The following is a 17,748-nucleotide window of genomic DNA, read 5'->3' on the forward strand; positions in this document are numbered from 1 at the left end:
ATAATTCGTGAGCCGAAGTTTCGTGACTACCGCTGACTTCGGAACGATTAACCTACCGAAACATTTCGAAAAAGGATCCTACACTCTCATGCCTACATATCTCGAGCTCAAAGCGCAGGCAGAAGCGCTGGCACAACAAGCAGAAGAAGCTCGACTTGCCGAGCTGGACGCCATCATTTCCTCCATGCGCGAACAGATTGCAGAATACGGGATCACGCCGGAACAACTTTTCGGTCGACGTCGCGCCGTTGCACCGAGCCCTCGCGCGCCGATTGCGCCGAAGTATCGCGATCCGAAGACAGGTGCAACCTGGAGCGGCCGTGGCAAGGCTCCCCAGTGGATTGCGAACGCGAAGAACCGCGATCGCTTTTTGATCGAACAGTAAGCCGATCGGCAGTTGGGCACAATGTCGTCATCTTTACCAGATGGGACATACTGGGCGACATGTCGGGAGCGGACGGTATTTGCGGCCTCGGCAAACGGTCACGGCGACGTATTTCCGCACGCAGAGATGATCGTGAAAGATGGATGGGCTACGTTCACCCGTGACGGCGTCGAAGTGTGGAACTGCAGCGCGCGCTACGCCGCTGCGCACTTCGACGTTCAGTCCGCTTAGGAAGACCTGCCGATGAGCCAGTTTGTTCAGATTGCGCCGGGTGTCGTGTTCTCCGCCGATGTACTCGGGGCCGACTGGGCGCGTAAGTATCAGCAGATCACCGAAATTGAAGTGCCAAACGGGCATACGCAATCCGCAACTCGGCGGAACCGGCCCGCCAAGGAAACCGGTCAGACGATCGACGAAAGCACTTCGAGCCAGATGTCGTTGTTGTAGACGACGACCGGCCCTCCAGCCTATGCCCGTCCGCCTCGCACAGAGAAGATCAAGCGGCGCATGTTCATTGTTCGGCCAGCCGCTCGAGCTCGTCGAATTCACCAAAGAAGTCCTGCTGCCCTGGCAGTGCCGCCGGCGACCGACGTGCTGCTCGCGGCCGCGGATGCCCCGCTCTCTTCAACGTGCGCGCAATCGCATGAAGCTGCGCCCAAATCTGATCTGCTTCGGCGCTCGACAAAGTGTCGGCCGCCACTTCGAGCGCACCAACGAGCCTCTCGAGCTGTTCGGGTGCGCCGGCCAGCACGGGGCGCACTTGATCGCGCGCCTTGCTTTCCCGATATGCTTCAAGCCATCGCTCGAGCAGCTTGCGCTCGTCGCGGGACAGAGTGTCAAGCAGCCCAGTCGGGACAGGTTCATCGACACGAAACGTACCGATGACGCATTCGCGCGCCCGCGCCCTGATGGAAGGCCGCTTCGGCGGCACGGCCCGAAGCAACTTGATGAGGCGCCCTTGTTCTCGAATGAGCATCGTTCGTCTCTGATTCCATACGATCACACCAGAGCATAACAAAACAGGACGTCATGAGCGATTGAGCAACGGCCCATATCCTATCGCGTCATTGCCCGCCAAAGACGTCCTCACTGAGCTGAAACGCGCCGGCGCGCCGCACATCTGGTTGAATAGCTCACCTCCCGACCGCTTCATGTCGCCGCTTGCGGCGAGTCCTTTCGGTTGTCGTGATACTGATGAAATAACACCGAGCACACCAGTGGCCACGTCGAATCGTATTCGGTGTGGCGAGCCATCGATGTCCTCGGGCACATTCCCATTCAAGTCTGGTCGCGCTATTCACATAGATCGCTGAGACACACTTCCCACCACGCTCAAGCGCAATGCTTTTCATCAGCTCGAGCCCGAGCCTGGACCCGTCGCGGCTGCACACTGGGCACCAATGCCCCCGAACAACAGCCCCAGGAGCGGCCTCCCAGCGATGCCCGTGTTCGCACTCCCATTTCAGGCGCGTCGCCGCGTTTCGGTATGTTTCGGACAAGCACCGCCCGCCGAGTTCCCTCGCCCACAGGCGCATGCGCTCGATCCCAAAGCGCATTGCCTCCCGCTGACACTCCGGGCACCAAGCGCCACGAAAGATTCTCGCGCCTTGCGTCTCCCACTCGTGGTCTGCACCACATCGGAACCTATAGTAGGCCTTGCTGCCCTCGTAGACCTTCGAGAGACAGACTCCACCATGGCTCCTCGCGCGTTCACGTAACCTTGCCAGGCCGTCCTTGTGACGATATGCGTGTACCTTCTCTCGGTCCGCGCAAATGCGGCACCAGGCGCCCCGCACGATCCCACTACCTGAAGTCTCCCATTCATGGCCTGCAGCACACCGGAAACGATAGCGCGCTGTCAGTTTCGTGTAGCCGGTCGACAAACACTTGCCGCCTCTCGCGTTTGCAGCCCCTCGCATGCGTGTCATCCCGTCCGGATCGGCCATGCGTTTCGAATGTTGCGCCCTCGCGCAGAGCGCGCACCAAGAGCCCTTTCGCAGATTCTCGGCGGTCTTCTCGAAAACGTGCCCTGCCTTACATACAAACTGGAGTGGTGTGCCGCGGCCCGCATACTGCTCCGAAAGACAGCGCCCGCCGGCCTGCCGCGCGAGTTGGTGGATCTGACGAAGTACCCCGTCAACGCGACATGCCGGGCACTGGACCATCGTGTAGAACAGATAGGAGCCGCATCGGCTGGATTCGTGTCCCTTGCGACATCGAAATCGATATTGCGCGTGCCAACCTTTCCATTCTGATTCCAGCAACTTCAGTCCGTATGGACGAAGTGCCTCTCGCATTCGCTTCAACTGATCGAGTGACAACGTTGCTGCTCCGCTAAATTCCTTTCGTTGGCGTACCCGCGCATAGAGGCCTAGAAGTCCACCACCCCGATGTATGATTCTCACACGTTACTCTCGTGAAATCGAGGACACCCGGGCCATTCTCTGACCAGTCACCGGGAGTTGCGAAATCCTACTTCTCAGATTGCGAAATGACCCCTCCGAAATCGAACCCTTTTAATTCATTTTGCTCTACAAGCTCCCTAAAACGCTCGGATACAAATACTGAAGCAGGACTTTCTTTTAGGCGAAATATATCAACCCCTTCAATGCGACTCTTCAGAAGGAATATTTTATTAAAAACCGTCGCCTGAGGGTAGACTTTGAATTTTGATGCGTCCATATCGACGGCATTCTCGATCACCCGGGTTACATGAAATCCGAGCATGTCTTTTATCGGGGCCTCGACCTGCAATATCTCCCCGCTGCCACGAAGTACCGGCGCCAATACATCAAGCGCCCTCTCACTAAACAGGAGAAACGGAGATAGCATCGTATGAACGTCGCTGGTCTTTTTTCTGCGCGAAGTACCCCACGTAAGCTTAACGGGGTCATAGTCTTGGCCAAACCCTCGCCCACATAGAGCGGTTGCTCGTATAGCTACGCTCTTGTCATATGCGATTTCACCGTCATCATCGACTTGAACGAGAGGCTGAAATGCTTCATCCTGCCTCAAACCGTAAACGTTACTCACGCACCGCCCCACATCCAAATTCCATAAATACCGAGAATCCATCAGCTATTATGGCGCGGTGCAACTCCTCGTGCATCCCGGCCTCACACGGCTCAAGAAAAAATGTCGGCGTGTTACTCTCAGCACCCACGACATCCAGACCGATACTATTTACCTTTCTGCACGGAACCAAAGGGTGCGCCATTCCGTCCGGCTTGACAACGCCCAATCAGAAAAACGGGGCGAACGACGTTGTTAGAGAACTGAACGCTGCCATTTGTCGTTAAAATTAAGAAACTCTTTTTTCTTCACCATCCATTTACCCGCCTTTTCCTTCATCGTGAATCGGGATATCGTCAACATTCCCAATGTCTGGCGAATGGCGAAAACTACCTCTCCGTTCACGGATTCGATGCTATCTTCAACGTCGGTTTCAGGATCGTATGTCGGTGGCTCCGAACAACCCAAGTCAATTAAACGACCTTGGTTTGTTTTTTCTTGGAACGCCCATTTCTCTAAAATAGCAGAAAGATCTTTCCGTGCACGGTCATCAATACCAGAAACATCGCCACCACTTTTCAGAGCACTATGCTTTTTCTCGTAAAAATCCTTTTCCCATTGATTCATTTCCAACATGAATGATCGCAATGCCGTTCGCGCTTGCTCAAAATCGTCATTCATCGCCTTCAACCCTTAATCATTGAAAATACCGCCCTAGTGCGAGACCTCAGCGACGATGACATCCATATTTTAGCCAGGCCAGTCGTCGACCGCGACAAACTGCATCTGTTTTGTTCCGGCGACGATCATATCCAGAAATGCCGAGAATCCATCGGCTATATTGTAGAGGTTGCCACATTCTGACACCTCTGCAATATCCGGCTTCGCTGTGTCATTCGCATGCAGATGCGTTCTATCCCAATACAGGACCTTTTCAACGCTATCGAGTCGCGCCAGCGCGTAGTAATTACCCCCCGGGTCATCTCCAATCACAAAGAAATCGTTTAGAAAATCGACCTCACCTCTGACACGCTCGTTTTGCTCTATTAAATCAAAATTCTCGTTACTCGTTCCGACTCCAAAAAGCGAAGCAAAGGAAATCATTCCATTATCGACACCAAGAAAATCAAAATCGAGATAGTCGGCGCCGCCAATGAATATGCCATTCCACTTCTTCAAAAAATCCTTGTAATCCGTCGGAAGAACGAATCCGAGTTCCGCCTCCAATTTACCGAGGAGCGGCTGTGCAGGTTTTGCTCCATACAGAACTGGCACCTTACCTCCTTAACACGACGATTGATTCTTCAAATTAGAGACGCCACCCCTATGGGTGAATTCACTGTGAATATCCTTCGGAATTTCCTGCATCGTTACCATGTTCTCGTGGTGGTGCCAAGTATTTTTCGTGTAGTCGGCGGGGCTTCCTGCCTTTGCATCCGCCAATCCAAAGTCCCCTGCTGGCGCCCTACTGTGATTTCCTTTCAGCCCCTCAACGTCTACAGATCTGACCTCATACGGCTTGAAATCAGGATAACCATTTGGATAACGGACAACCGTACCTTTTGCGTTGGTATATACCCACGTCCCCGACTCCACCTCAACGTGAACGGTACCACCTTTTTCAAGCCATTTCGTCACATCCGGAGAGTTCAACGGCTTCTCCCCAAACCAGCCCCACGGATCGATCCATCCTGTAGGATTGGGGGCATACGCATACAAATTGTCGCCACCCAGCAGCCCGATCGGATCGTGGTTAATGAACCGGCCTACATCAGGGTCGTAGAACCTGAAAGTATTATAGTGAAGGCCCGTGCTTTCATCGGCATATTGTCCGGCATAGCGGAGCGGCTGATCCGTGCGTGCCGAAGTCAGTTCTCCACTGTTCGGCTTGACCTTGCCCCACGCCGTATATTGCCCCGCCCACGCTAGCTCTCCAGCTTCGTCTGTAACTTCCAATGGGGCGCCCACCAGATCCGTATGGAAGTGGTATATCCGCGACGCCAGCTTCGCCGTGTCGATCGCTGCCGCCGCCAGTGCGTTCGCGATAACCGCATCAACGCGTGCCGCTGGAGAGTACGACGCATCTGGACTGTATATGTAACTGCTCACGCCAGTCTCGCGCACCTCTTGGGCGAGCCGTAGCCCCTCCCATACGAACCGCTTCGTCTCGCTGCGCAGTTTTACGCCACGCAGGTCGTAACTGGTATCCGTCTTCGCAATCCGCCTCCCGATCGGGTCGTATTCGAACCGAGATTCGACCGTGCCACGCGCGTCGTGCGTTCGGACTGCGATCAGTCGGTTCTGCCCGTCGTAGGTGAACCGCTGCGTCTGGTTCGCTCCGCGCAGCTTCGTCGTGAGATTGCCAAACGGATCGTACTCGAAACGGAGATCTTGCCACATGAGCAGGCGATTGCCTTCGACGTACCCCCGGCTACTGCGCTGCGCATCGTCAAGCAGGTTGCCGGCACCGTCCCACGCGAATTCTTCAACTTGCCGATCCATCGTGTTCACCCGCCGGGTCAGCTGCCCGGCAGGATCGTAGTTGTACTGCGTACTGCCACGGAGGCCGTCGCTCATCTCGATGAGCTCGCCAGCGGCGTCGTAGCCGTAATTCCGCCACAAGTGCCCGCGCCCACGACCCAGCGCTTCGGGTTGGAATCCTGCCGACTGCCAGACTTTCCGACCAAGCGGATCGTATGCGGAACGCTGAGTCAACCGCCCCTGTGTGCGCATCACTTCACGATGCAAATCGTCACGCTCGAAGTCACTCACCACCTGATCGCCACAACGGATCTGGTGAACGTGGCCTGAACCATACCGCAGGATCTGCAAGCTCTGGTCGTGCGGCAGCGCTAGCTTTGTCACGTTGTCGAGCGCATCGAGCACATATTCCACTGTGCCGTTCACGCCGTGCTCGGCCATAAGGCGACCCGCTTTGTCGTATTCGAAACTCACGACGTCCGGAGTGATGCCAAGCGCAATACCGGCTGGAGTTGGCGTACGCTCAACTTTCACAGTCCGGTCGCCCTTGTCGCGCTCAAAGCGGGTTACCTCGGTCGGCGTATGCTGAACCTTCAGATTGCCCATCCGGTCGCGCTCAAAGCGAATAGTGCGAATCGGGCGATTCGCATTAGCGCCATTGACCGGGGCCCCTACGATATCAAGTGTGAGCAATTCGCCAGCGTCCCCATACCCGAACCGCCGTTCCACGCCGTCCGGTCGCGTCTCGGTCAAGAGCCGACCGCCGGCACTGTACGTGAACGCATAGCATGCGCGGTCCTGCAGTAGCTCTCGAAGCCGCCCGTCGGCATCGTACCGATAACGGGTCCGGCGCCCTGCTGGATCGCTTATCTCGACGACCTGGCCACGCGCATTGCGCAGCGACTGTCGGACCCTTCCGCCGAGGCCAACGTGCCGAACCATAAGCCCGGCTGCATCGTATTCGAAGGCCTCCGAACTTCCGTCGGGATATGTGATGCGGCGCGGCTCGCCGGTCGGACGCACATCGTACGTGATGCGCTGACCAAGCGCGTTCTCACGCATAACCGGCAGACCGAACGGATCAAAAGTGGTTCGCGTCACTTTGCCGGAACAGTCAGTGCGCGCGACGAGCTCGCCAAGCCTATTCCACTCCAGAGTCTTACGTCCCCCCAGTGCATCAATGTGCGCGAGCGGGAGCGAGGTCAGCCCTTTCGGATACTCGTAACGGTTTTCGCGGCCAAGCGGATCCTGACTCACCAGCAGCCGACCCTGCGGATCGTATTCTGCACGCCAGGCACCACCGTCAGGCCCGACAATCTCCACGGGCCGCATGCTGTTGCCGTCATAGCGAGTGCGTGTCGTGCGGCCAAGCGGATCCGTCTCAGAGACGATCCGACCCACGTCGTCGTGCTCGAACTCGGCCGTGCGCTCTCCCGGCAGCATCAGCATCACCGGCATGCCGGCGTCGTTGTACTTGATTCTGTAAACGCCGCCATCGAGGTCGGTGTACTCGACAATCTGAAACTGTGCGTCGAAGCGCCAATGCGCGGTTCGACCATCGGCGTAACGAACGCGGGTCTGGCGGCCTTCGATGTCGTATTCGAGCGTCGCGTCCTCGCCCTCGCTGGTACGCGCCGCCACAACCCGGGGCTGCCCTTCGATCGTCGACCACATGTAACTCGACGTGAAACCCAGTGCGTTCACATGACTCGCCATCAGGCCGTTGGTATATGTGAACTGGCGCACGACCGCCCCATTTGCGTCCGTCACCGACGCCAGCTGGCCGTTCTCATCGTATCCGTAAGCGACGGCCAGGCGGCGCTCATTGCCATGAACGAGCGTGACCGCGCTAAGCCGTCCGTGTTCCTGCTCGTAATCGAGCACGGCATTCAATCCGCCGCACGTCAGAATCTCGGTGACGCGGCCGCGGCTATCGCGCTCGAACTGGCACCACTGTCCCGCCTGATCCTCGATGCGGCGCACCCAAGCAATGCGGCCGGAGTCCGGCTCATATCGGCCGAAGTCGTAATACGTCTCGCCAATGTCATGCAGGATGTAGCGGCCGTCGGGCGTACAGGTCAGATACCGTTGCTCGGCCTCGCTGAATGCGGCTTGCCCGGCACGCAGCAACGGAAATCCGCTCTCGCGCCCTTGCGCGTCGGTGTACCAAAGGCGTCCGTCGCGAGCGTGCAAACGAAGCTCCCACGGGGCGACCCAGCCGCGCCCGAGCGTCCCCGCATAGTCAATGCTGCTCGAATAGAACCGCTTGATCGCAACCGGCATCGGGCTCGGGATCACGAAGTCTGTTTCCGATTCGGCCAACAGGATCTTTCTTCCGGTCGTGACGTCGACTGGGTTGCCGAACATCCCGCCGAGCGCCTTGTTGATCGCGGGCCCGGCGACGTACCGTCCGAACGCCTCACCGAGCACGTACCCGCCGATGAACTTCGCAGCGCAAGGAAGGACCGCGCGCGACAGCCCGCCAGCCTGCTTCAACAACCCACCTAAGCCGCCGACCAGCCCCGCCAGCACGAACGCCCATTCCGTCGCCGTTCGCAGCCACGGCGGCACTTCGTCGTCGACCGGCAGGTAAGTCTGCGTGCCGCCGTGAAAGAACGTATCGTGCGAACCGCCGGAGATTGTCGCGCCGCACTTGATCTTGTCGTCCTTCCGCGCCGCTGGCCGCCCGTTGATGAAGATGTTCGTCGATCCTTGCGCGACAAGCGGAATGGGATTGTGCTTGCTGCAAGCCACGCCGCTCAGCGTCGCATAGGCCGCCGAAAGGGAGTTGACGTAGACGTCCGGCGAGCCGGTAATGATGTTGCCGGATTGCGAGCTGAACATCTTCCCGATCGACTCCCCTATTGATAGGAGAGCCTGCGCTCCGATACCGGCCATCATGCCGGCCAGCAAGGCCACGCCGAATCCGCATGTGAATGTGGCGAAGGCGACTGCGGCGATCAGGGCAATGCCCAGCACGGCGCCGACCAGAAAGCCCGCGAGCGCGCTGGTGTGATCGATCGGGTCAGTGACTCGTGCGGCTTCGTACACGATGATGGTCCTTTGCTGTTGTTATGCCGACTCTTGTTCTGCCGGACGATAGCCGTCGAGCCAGTCGCGCCACAATGCGTCGAGCGTTTCGCCGAAGCTCTTCGCGCTCGAAGCGGTAAAGATCAGCACGCGTCCTGGGGCAACAATGAATGCGCCTTGCCGTTGAAAAACGGTCTTGGGGCCGTTCCGATAGGCAGCGTCGATGCGCTCCCCCGGCATTCCATCGGTTTCAGGTCCAAGCCGTTCAGCCTGGCGCGAAAGCACCCGGTGTCCCTGCAACCTCGATTTGAGCAGCGCGATCTGCCGATCGATATACGGCGCAAGGGTCTCTCCGTCCTTGAGCCAGTCGCGTGCGACACTGAGGTTCGGTTGCGCAGCCGTATCGGCCGGCACGAAGAGGTTGGTCGTGCGATCCTCGAAACCGTCCGGCAGAACGATGCTGCCTTCGTGAATCCGAATACGGTTTTCGGAATCCGTCATGCTAGTTCTCTCGTGATGTGTAGTTGTTGGAATGGGTTGAAATCAACGCGCACACGCGCCGACGCTCATTTTCCCTGCAACGCGACGATGCTTTCCCGGTGCAAGCGCAAACTGCCCGCGAGCAATACGATATGCGCGACGAGCCACACGTAAAACGCGACGCCGTAGCCGGATATCGGCGTCGCGTCTGCTTCGTTGAAGTACCACTTTGTCGTGAACAATGAACAGAGCGCACACGCGAGCCCAGCGGCCGAAAGCTGACTCGCGCGGGTATATCGGTTCCGGGCGAGCTGGACAGCCGCAACGACGTAGAGCGGATTGGCGAGCCATGCCGGATTGAGCATGAACAGTCCCCACCAGCCCTGAGCGAGAACCGACAGCCCGCTAAGCGACGCTTCTTTCTCGAAATGCATCGCCGGCATCGTCAGCGAGAGCACGTACAGCGCCCCGGATACGCCGAGGACCACCTCTCGCCTGACACGCGGCGTCGAATCAAGAACGTTCGTCATTTCCCGAATCCATTGCACGACACTTCAACGGTCGCGCATGCGTTCAATCCGTCTGGCCGGCAGGTGTCACGACCTTCTCGCCGCGTGCGCGCATCGCTGAGCGTTGCGCCTTCGGATCGAGTGGCGGCCAGGGCGCGCCGGCCGTAACGATCTTGCGACGAATCTCTTCGATACGCGTACGCGCCGGCGAGTCCGCAGACGTATGGTTCTTCAACTCGTTCTGCAGCACCCATCCGTACGACACGCCGAGCTGGCTGGCAATCTTCGGATCCGCGCCGTGCGCGAGCAGGTAATCGACGACATCCCACTGCTGAATCATCGTCGCCTCGAAGAGTGCCGTCTTTCCGAGCGAATCACGAGCATTCACGTTCGCCTTGTGCTCAACCAGCAGCTTCAGCTGGGGCAGCAGCCGGTTCTCTGCAACTGCAAAAATCATCGGCGTGTCGCCGTTGTATTGCCAGTTGGGATCGAGCCCGCTGTTCAACAACACGCGCAGGAGGTTGGGCGTATCGGCCCGCAATGCGACGTCGACTACCGATCCGCCGCTGGCACCGACCGGCGCCTTGGGGTCCGCGCCGTTCTTCACGAGCACCGAAATGATCTGGAAGCGCGGATTAGACGCGTCGTTCTTGACCGGAACGATTTCCTGAACTGCATACGACAGCAGCGTCGTATTCTTCGCGCCCGGCGCATTCAGATCGGTCTTGTGCGCGAGCTGCTGAACGCGGGTGAGATCGCCGTCATGAATGGCCTGAGCCAACGTGAGTTGCTGCCCCGAAAAGAAATCTTCCGGTGCGTAACGCTTGAAGCCAGTCATGTTCGTCCCTTGGGCTTGAGTGGGCCACCACAGCGGCGAGGACACTCCAACGAGTGCGGCAATCGCGCCGGCGGTTATCGCTTTCTTGTATCGCATCAGTGAGATGAATTCAGTTGGGAGACCAGGTCGAGCTGATCCTTCGCGACCTGCTGGTTGATCCCGTTCGTCACGTCACCCATCAGGTGACGGCCGACCGTGGTCACGCTTTCGCCGTCGAGCGTGACGGGGCTGCCAACCGCCTTGGGCATCAGTGCCGCCGTACCGTCGCTGATCGGCCCGAGTCGGCCTTCCTGCAGGCCGGTCAGGATATCGCCGTCGACGCGATAGGCCGTGATGTTGGCCGGCTGGGCTGTTCCGCCGTATTGCGCGACCGTCTCCGGATTGAGGCCTGCAGCATTGAAGGTCACAGCCGAACCGCCGCTGGCCTCGGCTGCAGCGGACGCCAGGCCACCGCCGAGCGAATGCCCGGTGAAATCGACGCCGGCCGACGCGCCCGTGGTCTCGATGTTCTTGCCGATCGTGACCGCATTGCGGTAGTACGGCGCATCGGCGCCGAGCCCTTGCGCCATGTTGTTGCTCATGTCTTCGCCGAAGAGCTGCTGGGTACCCTTGAACGCGATCGTCGGCTTCATGCTGTCGCCGAAGACATTCGGATCCGGGATATACATCTGCGACCCGAAGTTGCTACCGCTTTTCTCGAAATCGCTCGGCTTGAGGCCGAACGCCTTCAATGCTTCCGGATCGTTGGTCGCCATCTTCCACCCGGTCGGCGGCGGATCGTTCGGGTGATACACGTGATCCGCGAGTTTCGCCAGTTGCTGCGCCTTCAGCGAGCTCGCCAGCTTGGCCGCCGCCGCGCGCGTCGCCGGGTCGGGGCTCGCCAGCCCCTTCGCGATCGTCGCCTGCTCTGCCGCCCACTCGAGCGCGAGCGCCTGTTCCGCGGATTGCGCACTGCCGCGATTCAGATGGATGACAGGCCCGTCGAGATAGATGCCGTTCGCGTTGATGACGATCGTTGACGGACCGAAGGTCAGCTTGATGCTGTCCGGCGTCATTGTCACGACGCCATCGCCGACACGATGCTCGATGCCGTCGCTCGCCTGATGGCTTTGCATGCCGGGCCCGGCCTTGCTCGCGATGGCCTTCGTATTGATCACGTTCGCCGTGGTGTCGCGCGTCAACGCGATGGTTTCCTTCAATCCGCCCTGCGCGATCTGCTTCGTCTCGCTGCCCTTGAGCAGCGACACCGTGCGACCGCCGGCTTCGACCGTGTGCGTTTCCGAATCCTTGATGACCGTGTTCATATCCTTCTGCGCGTGCAGAAAGACTTCTTGTGCGCCGTTCACGTCGGAGAATCGCAATTCGTTTGAGCCCGCGCCCTTGTGGGTCTGGCTCTTGATCCCCATCGTCTGTCCGGCAGCACCGTGATAAGGGTTGCCCTGCTGGCCGTTGTAGACGCGGCCCACAATGACCGGATTGTCGGGATCCCCTTGATTAAACGCGACCAAGACCTCCTGATTGATCCGCGGGATGGCGGCCGCCCCCCACCCGTCACCCGCCCACGGTTGGGACACGCGGATCCACATCGAATCCGAGCCGTCCAACTTGCCGCGGCGATCCCACAGGAAGTGCACCTTCACGGCACTGCCGTTCGTGTGAATTTCTTCGCCCTTTGGGCCGACCACGATTGCCGACTGCGTGCCATGAATGACGGGCTTCGGCGTATTTCTGGGTGAACGATACGGAAACTTCTTCGGGAGCAGAGAAAATGTATTGCGGTACGGCAGCTTTGCGTTGTGTTCCGTGTAATCGTTCACGGCCTCGTGACGAACATGCAGGATGGCGTATTCCTGATTGTTGGCCATGACTGGATGGTTCATCACCGTCACGCTGCCTGCAGTGGTCATCCGCCACGCATAGCCGCTGCCCGTATACCGATGCGCGCTTGCTTCTTCTGCTTGCATCGCAATGCGAGCGTAACGGTCGCCATCATCGCCGTGATCGAACAACGACTGGTGTTCGAAACGCTCCGTTGTCTCGAGCCCCGCATGCCGCAGATTCTCCGGCTCGGCCTGCACCAGCATCAGCGGCGACGATGGGTTCTGGTGATTGAAGTCGCGAAAGGCGATCTTGCCGACGCCGAAGCGCCGACCTTCATGCAACTGGTCGATGCCGTTGTCTTCACTCGCCGCAGTGGCGGCATACGGCAAATTGGCCAGCCCGTCGATCGGACGGAAAACGAAATTCGTATCGCCAACGACAAGGAAGTGCTTTTCCTTTTCGTAGCGGTGCGTCCAGATCAGGCCTTCCTGCTCCATCAGCCGCGCGCAGAAGTTGTAATACGACTCCTGATACATCACGATATATTCGAGCGGCTTCTGCGCAGTCCGGATGTCGAATTCGAAATCGGTGAACCCGTGATCCTGGAAAATCTCGGTGAGGATATCCTGCGCGGTCTTGTTCTGGAAAATCCGGCAGTCGGTCGAGCGCGTCAGAAACCAGAACCACGGCGCCACCGTCATTTGATATTGCGTCACCTTGCCCGGATTGCCCGCCCGATCGAACGACGTGACGTAGCCGTCGAAGTAACGGATGCTGTCGGTGGCGCCTGACGACACGATGCGCTCAAGCGTGGACTGCCGTGCGCTCTGGTCGAATCGGATCTTGATCGGTTGCCCGATCAGTTGGTCGGGCACCAGATCATGCTGGTGTGACAGCAAATCCAGGTGGATCTCCGGCAACCGATTGACGTGTTCGTCGATAACCGCGGTGCTGACCAGCAGCACGTCCGGACCGAGCGGCGAATCGATGGTCACGTATCGATTTAGCTGAGTCAGTCGAGCAACGCCGCCGGCCGCATTGTTGAGCGCGTCCGCAATCGCGGCCGGCGTCTTGTTCATCAGCGAGAAACCGGTCTGCGCGAGCTGGACGGCGCGTTGCACGGTGTCGATATGACTTGCGACGCCGGCGAGCGGGCCAATCTGGCCTGCTACCGTGGACGCAACCGGCCCGGCAAGGCCGCCGAGCGCGCTCAGAGAGCCGAACAGATTCCCGCCGGAACCAGCCGGAATACCGCCATTCGGGGCGAAACTCATTTGAATTCCCTTTATTTTCGTCTCAGGTTCTGTCCCCAATTGGCTCACCAACTTGAGGCCCCGCTACTGTAGGACAAAACGTTTGCCAGCGAAAGATACCTGAAATTCCTTTGCAATTTCCCTGCTGATACCCTCTCCACCCGCCAATCAAATAAGTGGTTGGGTGCCGGCGCAGGGTTCACCGCGTCGCAATACCGCACAGGTCTCCGCCGAGACCAAGACGATTTGCACGAAGCTGGTGACAGGAACGTACGGGGAAAATAATCGATCCATCACGCGCCCCAATCCGGCGAGACTGAATTGGACGAAACGCGGCTCGTCAATCACGAGCCGGATCTCCAATCCTTGGACGAACGCTGAAGCCGGCTTGCCCGGCATCCAGCGCCGCACCCGTTCAGTCGACAGGGATACGAGCGCGTCGAAACGCCGCCCGGCGTCGGGGGCAAACTTGCCGAAGCGGGTGCACAGCCGCTTGAATTCATTGAGGCCTTCGGCGTTCAGCCGCACTGCCTGCGGAACCAGCCACGACATCAATTCCCACAGCTCGCCGCGACGAAGCATCGGCGCGGGACTTGCGCTGGGCTGCGCCAATAACTCGATTTCGTCACCGGCGTCTCCATCGCGCACGGCCAACTGGCGTTCGCGTATGTCCACCAGGTTGCCATTTGTGCAAGACAGCACGATGTCGAGTTGGCGCTGCGCGGCCGGATCAACGGGCTCGCCGCGAGCATTCACAAGTGCGAGTTCCAAGCCACGCAACCCGTCTGCGCGCGCTCCAGTTGCCTGTCCGCGCGGCGTTTCCTGTCCCGTCTTCCCGGGCTCGGAAGGCGGCTTCGGCGCGCGCCTGGCTTCGTCGCGCAAAACAACCCAATACAGGCCTGGCGCTGCGCCAAACGCGTGCTGCAAAGATTCGAAGGGCGGCAAAATCGCGGTGCCCCGGGCGGTCGTTATGCGAACCTGGTCAACTGACCACACCTCGCTCGTAGCTGCGGTCTTGAGCGAAAACGGTTTCAGCGGATAGTACGCTTGCCCGGCCTTCGTTTCGATCGGCTCCGCATTGCTCGAGAACAAGTTGACTACTGGTGTGCAAAATAGCCGGAGATTGTCGGCCGACGCTCCGACCAACCGTTGAGCGCGACGTGAGTCCGGATGGATGCCGGCAAGGGCCAAATGCAACGTGATCCGGCGCGCGCCAACCGCCAACCGTTCCAACCGCGCCAAATTCAGATCGAGGTTGTCAAATCGAGCGGGAAACGCGCCGTACTCCATCAACAGATGAAACGGAGCAATCGTGTTGTCGGGAGGCGGCGGAAGCAGCGCGTCGGCATCGTCGAAACCTGCGGCCGCCAGCGGCATGTCCACCCGACGCCAGCGCCCGTTGCCGTCCAGTTCAACAAAGGCACGCGTGGCGTGCAACAGCACGCCGTCGGCGAGCGCGGCCACCACCTCCCTCTCCCCCGCCAAATGCAGCCGCAGCATGTCTGGAGCATCCGAGAACTGGGTTGACGGCGATGTGAGCTCAAGGGTGAAAGACAAAATCCCCGTCGTGTCGGGCGGCAGTGGGGTTTGCATCGGCGCGACGGTCGACGTCGCGTAACGTACGCCGGAGACAGCCACCGGCACCAACGTGACGTCGGCGGCGGTGCGGAACACCTGACGGCTATTCGGCGCCACCAGCTGCGTGCCGCGTGGAACAAGCCGCGGCTCAGTCTGCTTGCTGTCTCGATCCACGCGAAATTGGGCCATCGCACAAGATGGAAACGGCCGCAGGAACGCTCCGTGGATCGTGTCAATCAACGCGTGCGTAAACTCCGGCACCTCATCTTCGAGTCGGATGTCGTGCCGAGCGCACATCAACGCGAACGATTGCAGCAGCCGTTCGACATATGGGTCATCCGAGTGCTCACCGGACATCGCAAGACGAGCCGCGACTTTGGGGTAAAGCTCGGCGAATGCGCGCGTCGAACGGCGCAGCAGACCCAGCTCACGCTCAAAATGCGGTAGAAGATCCTCGGGTTCGATGGCCATACGCGTTTCAGATGGTCACGCCGATCTGTCAATCGGTACCGTGCTCATAGGTAGACGCGCCGATTCTAACCGGGCACCGCGCACGCTTATCTCGAATTTATCGAGTCGGGGGCGAATAAATGAGAATGCTCGAAATACGCAAGCCCTGAGCACCGCCGATTTTATGAAGCGAGGGCAGCCACTATGGCCCTCGTGACAGCCCTCTGGGCTTCGGTGGTGTCAAAACTGGAGTTGCCCCTGTAATACCGGACACGGCATCACACTAAGGTTGCTGAATCCATCGAGCGCCGGAACTCGCGAGGCGAGCGGTATTTCAGCGCGCTATGAGGATGCTTCTCGTTGTAATGCTCGAACGCGATGGCCAAGTTGCGTGCGGCAGTCGCTGCGTCCGGCTTCGGCATGAAGGCGACGTAGTCGCGTTTCATCGTCTTCACGAAGCTCTCGGCTATCCCGTTACTTTGCGGGCCGCACACCGGCGTGGTCAATGGCTTCAGGCCGATGGCCACTGCGAACCGGCGCGTGTCGTCGGCCGTGTAGCCCGAGCCGTTGTCACTCAGCCACTCGATTTCGGACGGGGTGTGCAGTTCGTTGCCAAACCGATTTTCCACTGCAGCCAGCATCACGTCGCGCACGATGTCACCGCTGTGGCCTGCCGTCGTGGCCGCCCAGCTCATCGCCTCACGATCGCAACAGTCCAGCGCAAACGTCACGCGCAGCGGCTCGCCGTTGTCACAGCGAAACTCGAATCTATCGGAACACCATCGCTGATTCGAAACTCTCGCGGACCATCGCCAGCTTCTGCTCCGCCGTCCAGCGCCGCCGACGCACCGGGCCCGTCAACACTTCCATCACTTCCTGCCTGGTGTTAGTCAAAAACACAGTCTTATGCCTACCCGTTATTGTAAGTGGGTGACTGTGTCCGGCGTTTCAGGGGGCTGCTCCATCGAGCCATCCGGGCCGATGCGCAGGAACAGTCCGCGCCCATCCGAGAGGAAATACAACTTCCCGGTCGCCTTCTCGGCTTCGATTTGTCTAACCGTCAGAGCACCCATGATCGCCCTCCTTTGATATTGCAACCGGGTTGGCCCGCGCATCTCTACGCAGAGCCTACCCCACATCGCAAACACTAAAAAAACACTAAAAAGTTGCGGCTCGTGGAGAATTTCCGCAGAAGTTGGTGGACCACCAACTTCCCGCAACCCCTTGATGGATGGGGCTTTGACGGATTTCAACGGACCTGGCCGGATCACCCAAAAAACAATCACGATTCGTTTAACTTTCCGTGAGGACTTCGACACCGGCCGCCGCCTACGATGGGCGCATGTTTTCAGCACCTGCTTCCAGGAGCCCATCATGCCCACCCGCAGACATCTGCTGTTCGCCGGCGCCACCGGCCTCGCCGCGCTCGCGGCGCTGTCGTCCGCCGGCCACCGCGCGCTGGTCGGCCGCGCGTTCGCCGCGCCGCCGGCCGGCTCGCCGAAGGCCGCCCCGTTCGAGATCACGCTCAGCGACGCCGAATGGCATCGCCGGCTCACGCCCGCCCAATACACGGTCCTGCGCGAAGCCGGCACCGAGCGGCCGTTCACCAGCCCGCTGAACGACGAGCACCGGCACGGAACGTTCGCGTGCGCCGGCTGCGACCTCGCGCTGTTCTCGTCGGCCACCAAGTTCGACAGCCATACGGGCTGGCCGAGCTTCTGGAAACCGCTCGACCATGCTGTCGGCACCGACACCGACGCGTCGTTCGGGATGGTCCGCACCGAAGTGCACTGCCGCCGCTGCGGCGGCCACCTCGGCCACGTGTTCGACGACGGCCCCGCGCCGACCGGTCTGCGCTACTGCATGAACGGCCTCGCGCTCGCGTTCCACCCGGCTGCCGCCTGATCCGGC

The 17,748-nt window shown here is 59.5% G+C and carries 14 protein-coding genes and 1 pseudogene; 3 read left to right on the forward strand and 12 right to left on the reverse strand.

Features of this window, described 5'->3' with window-relative positions:
- The first annotated feature begins 88 nt into the window (after nucleotides 1-88).
- Together KR541_RS35455 and KR541_RS35460 are read left to right on the forward strand one after the other, a co-directional pair.
- Nucleotides 89-385 carry an H-NS histone family protein gene (locus KR541_RS35455; RefSeq protein WP_060733711.1) on the forward strand — a complete coding sequence of 99 codons (297 nt, stop codon included), beginning with the start codon at nucleotides 89-91 and terminating at the stop codon, nucleotides 383-385.
- A gap of 243 nt (nucleotides 386-628) precedes the next feature.
- Nucleotides 629-832 (forward strand): hypothetical protein, encoded by a 204-nt coding sequence (locus tag KR541_RS35460; protein ID WP_216090201.1) that lies wholly within the window; start codon nucleotides 629-631, stop codon nucleotides 830-832.
- A 64-nt stretch (nucleotides 833-896) separates the two neighbouring features.
- Here KR541_RS35460 and KR541_RS35465 read toward each other — a convergent pair whose 3' ends face one another.
- The 12 genes and pseudogenes from KR541_RS35465 to KR541_RS35525 form a co-directional block, all read right to left on the reverse strand.
- Nucleotides 897-1,361: a hypothetical protein gene (locus tag KR541_RS35465; protein WP_050016137.1), complete on the reverse strand. Its 465-nt coding sequence runs from the start codon at nucleotides 1,359-1,361 to the stop codon at nucleotides 897-899.
- A 1,496-nt stretch (nucleotides 1,362-2,857) separates the two neighbouring features.
- Complete coding sequence (locus KR541_RS35470) at nucleotides 2,858-3,418, reverse strand: double-CXXCG motif protein (RefSeq protein ID WP_235356264.1); 561 nt, start codon at nucleotides 3,416-3,418, stop codon at nucleotides 2,858-2,860.
- Nucleotides 3,419-3,652: 234 nt separating this feature from the next.
- Nucleotides 3,653-4,078, reverse strand: coding sequence for an NTF2 fold immunity protein (locus tag KR541_RS35475; protein WP_080334341.1), 426 nt, complete (start codon nucleotides 4,076-4,078; stop codon nucleotides 3,653-3,655).
- 69 nt (nucleotides 4,079-4,147) lie between these two features.
- Nucleotides 4,148-4,672 carry an SMI1/KNR4 family protein gene (locus KR541_RS35480; protein WP_080334338.1) on the reverse strand — a complete coding sequence of 175 codons (525 nt, stop codon included), beginning with the start codon at nucleotides 4,670-4,672 and terminating at the stop codon, nucleotides 4,148-4,150.
- 9 nt (nucleotides 4,673-4,681) lie between these two features.
- Nucleotides 4,682-8,929 (reverse strand): RHS repeat-associated core domain-containing protein, encoded by a 4,248-nt coding sequence (locus KR541_RS35485; RefSeq protein ID WP_050016140.1) that lies wholly within the window; start codon nucleotides 8,927-8,929, stop codon nucleotides 4,682-4,684.
- A 21-nt stretch (nucleotides 8,930-8,950) separates the two neighbouring features.
- Nucleotides 8,951-9,409 carry a DUF1795 domain-containing protein gene (locus KR541_RS35490; protein ID WP_050016142.1) on the reverse strand — a complete coding sequence of 153 codons (459 nt, stop codon included), beginning with the start codon at nucleotides 9,407-9,409 and terminating at the stop codon, nucleotides 8,951-8,953.
- 65 nt (nucleotides 9,410-9,474) lie between these two features.
- Entirely contained in the window at nucleotides 9,475-9,918 is a 444-nt protein-coding gene (locus KR541_RS35495; protein WP_050016144.1) for a hypothetical protein, read from the reverse strand.
- Nucleotides 9,919-9,961: 43 nt separating this feature from the next.
- Nucleotides 9,962-10,831, reverse strand: coding sequence for an ankyrin repeat domain-containing protein (locus KR541_RS35500; protein WP_050016146.1), 870 nt, complete (start codon nucleotides 10,829-10,831; stop codon nucleotides 9,962-9,964).
- Nucleotides 10,831-13,830, reverse strand: a complete 3,000-nt coding sequence (locus KR541_RS35505; RefSeq protein ID WP_050016148.1) for a type VI secretion system Vgr family protein — start codon at nucleotides 13,828-13,830, stop codon at nucleotides 10,831-10,833. The genes KR541_RS35500 and KR541_RS35505 overlap by 1 nt, the downstream gene beginning before the upstream one ends.
- 147 nt (nucleotides 13,831-13,977) lie before the next feature.
- The gene (gene tssF / locus KR541_RS35510) at nucleotides 13,978-15,858 is read right to left on the reverse strand and encodes a type VI secretion system baseplate subunit TssF (RefSeq protein ID WP_050016150.1); all 1,881 of its coding nucleotides are present in this window, start codon (nucleotides 15,856-15,858) and stop codon (nucleotides 13,978-13,980) included.
- A 257-nt stretch (nucleotides 15,859-16,115) separates the two neighbouring features.
- Nucleotides 16,116-16,631: pseudogene (locus KR541_RS35515) on the reverse strand (integrase core domain-containing protein); the annotation flags it as partial.
- Between the two features lie 123 nt (nucleotides 16,632-16,754).
- Nucleotides 16,755-17,156, reverse strand: a complete 402-nt coding sequence (locus KR541_RS35525; protein WP_124631976.1) for an Arm DNA-binding domain-containing protein — start codon at nucleotides 17,154-17,156, stop codon at nucleotides 16,755-16,757.
- Between the two features lie 55 nt (nucleotides 17,157-17,211).
- Between KR541_RS35525 and msrB the strand changes: the two genes are divergently transcribed.
- Nucleotides 17,212-17,742: a peptide-methionine (R)-S-oxide reductase MsrB gene (gene msrB / locus KR541_RS35530; protein ID WP_050016152.1), complete on the forward strand. Its 531-nt coding sequence runs from the start codon at nucleotides 17,212-17,214 to the stop codon at nucleotides 17,740-17,742.
- The last annotated feature ends 6 nt before the right edge of the window (nucleotides 17,743-17,748 follow it).

Origin of the sequence: Burkholderia sola, assembly GCF_905400185.1 — a bacterium.
In the GTDB taxonomy this organism is placed as follows: Bacteria; Pseudomonadota; Gammaproteobacteria; order Burkholderiales; family Burkholderiaceae; genus Burkholderia; species Burkholderia sola.

Coding starts and splice junctions, on each gene's coding strand:
- KR541_RS35455 (WP_060733711.1), top strand. CDS start 89: ATGCCTACATATCTCGAGCTCAAAGCGCAGGCAGAAGCGCTGGCACAA.
- KR541_RS35460 (WP_216090201.1), top strand. CDS start 629: ATGAGCCAGTTTGTTCAGATTGCGCCGGGTGTCGTGTTCTCCGCCGAT.
- KR541_RS35465 (WP_050016137.1), bottom strand. CDS start 1,361: ATGCTCATTCGAGAACAAGGGCGCCTCATCAAGTTGCTTCGGGCCGTG.
- KR541_RS35475 (WP_080334341.1), bottom strand. CDS start 4,078: ATGAATGACGATTTTGAGCAAGCGCGAACGGCATTGCGATCATTCATG.
- KR541_RS35490 (WP_050016142.1), bottom strand. CDS start 9,409: ATGACGGATTCCGAAAACCGTATTCGGATTCACGAAGGCAGCATCGTT.
- KR541_RS35495 (WP_050016144.1), bottom strand. CDS start 9,918: ATGACGAACGTTCTTGATTCGACGCCGCGTGTCAGGCGAGAGGTGGTC.
- KR541_RS35500 (WP_050016146.1), bottom strand. CDS start 10,831: ATGCGATACAAGAAAGCGATAACCGCCGGCGCGATTGCCGCACTCGTT.
- KR541_RS35505 (WP_050016148.1), bottom strand. CDS start 13,830: ATGAGTTTCGCCCCGAATGGCGGTATTCCGGCTGGTTCCGGCGGGAAT.
- tssF (WP_050016150.1), bottom strand. CDS start 15,858: ATGGCCATCGAACCCGAGGATCTTCTACCGCATTTTGAGCGTGAGCTG.
- msrB (WP_050016152.1), top strand. CDS start 17,212: ATGCCCACCCGCAGACATCTGCTGTTCGCCGGCGCCACCGGCCTCGCC.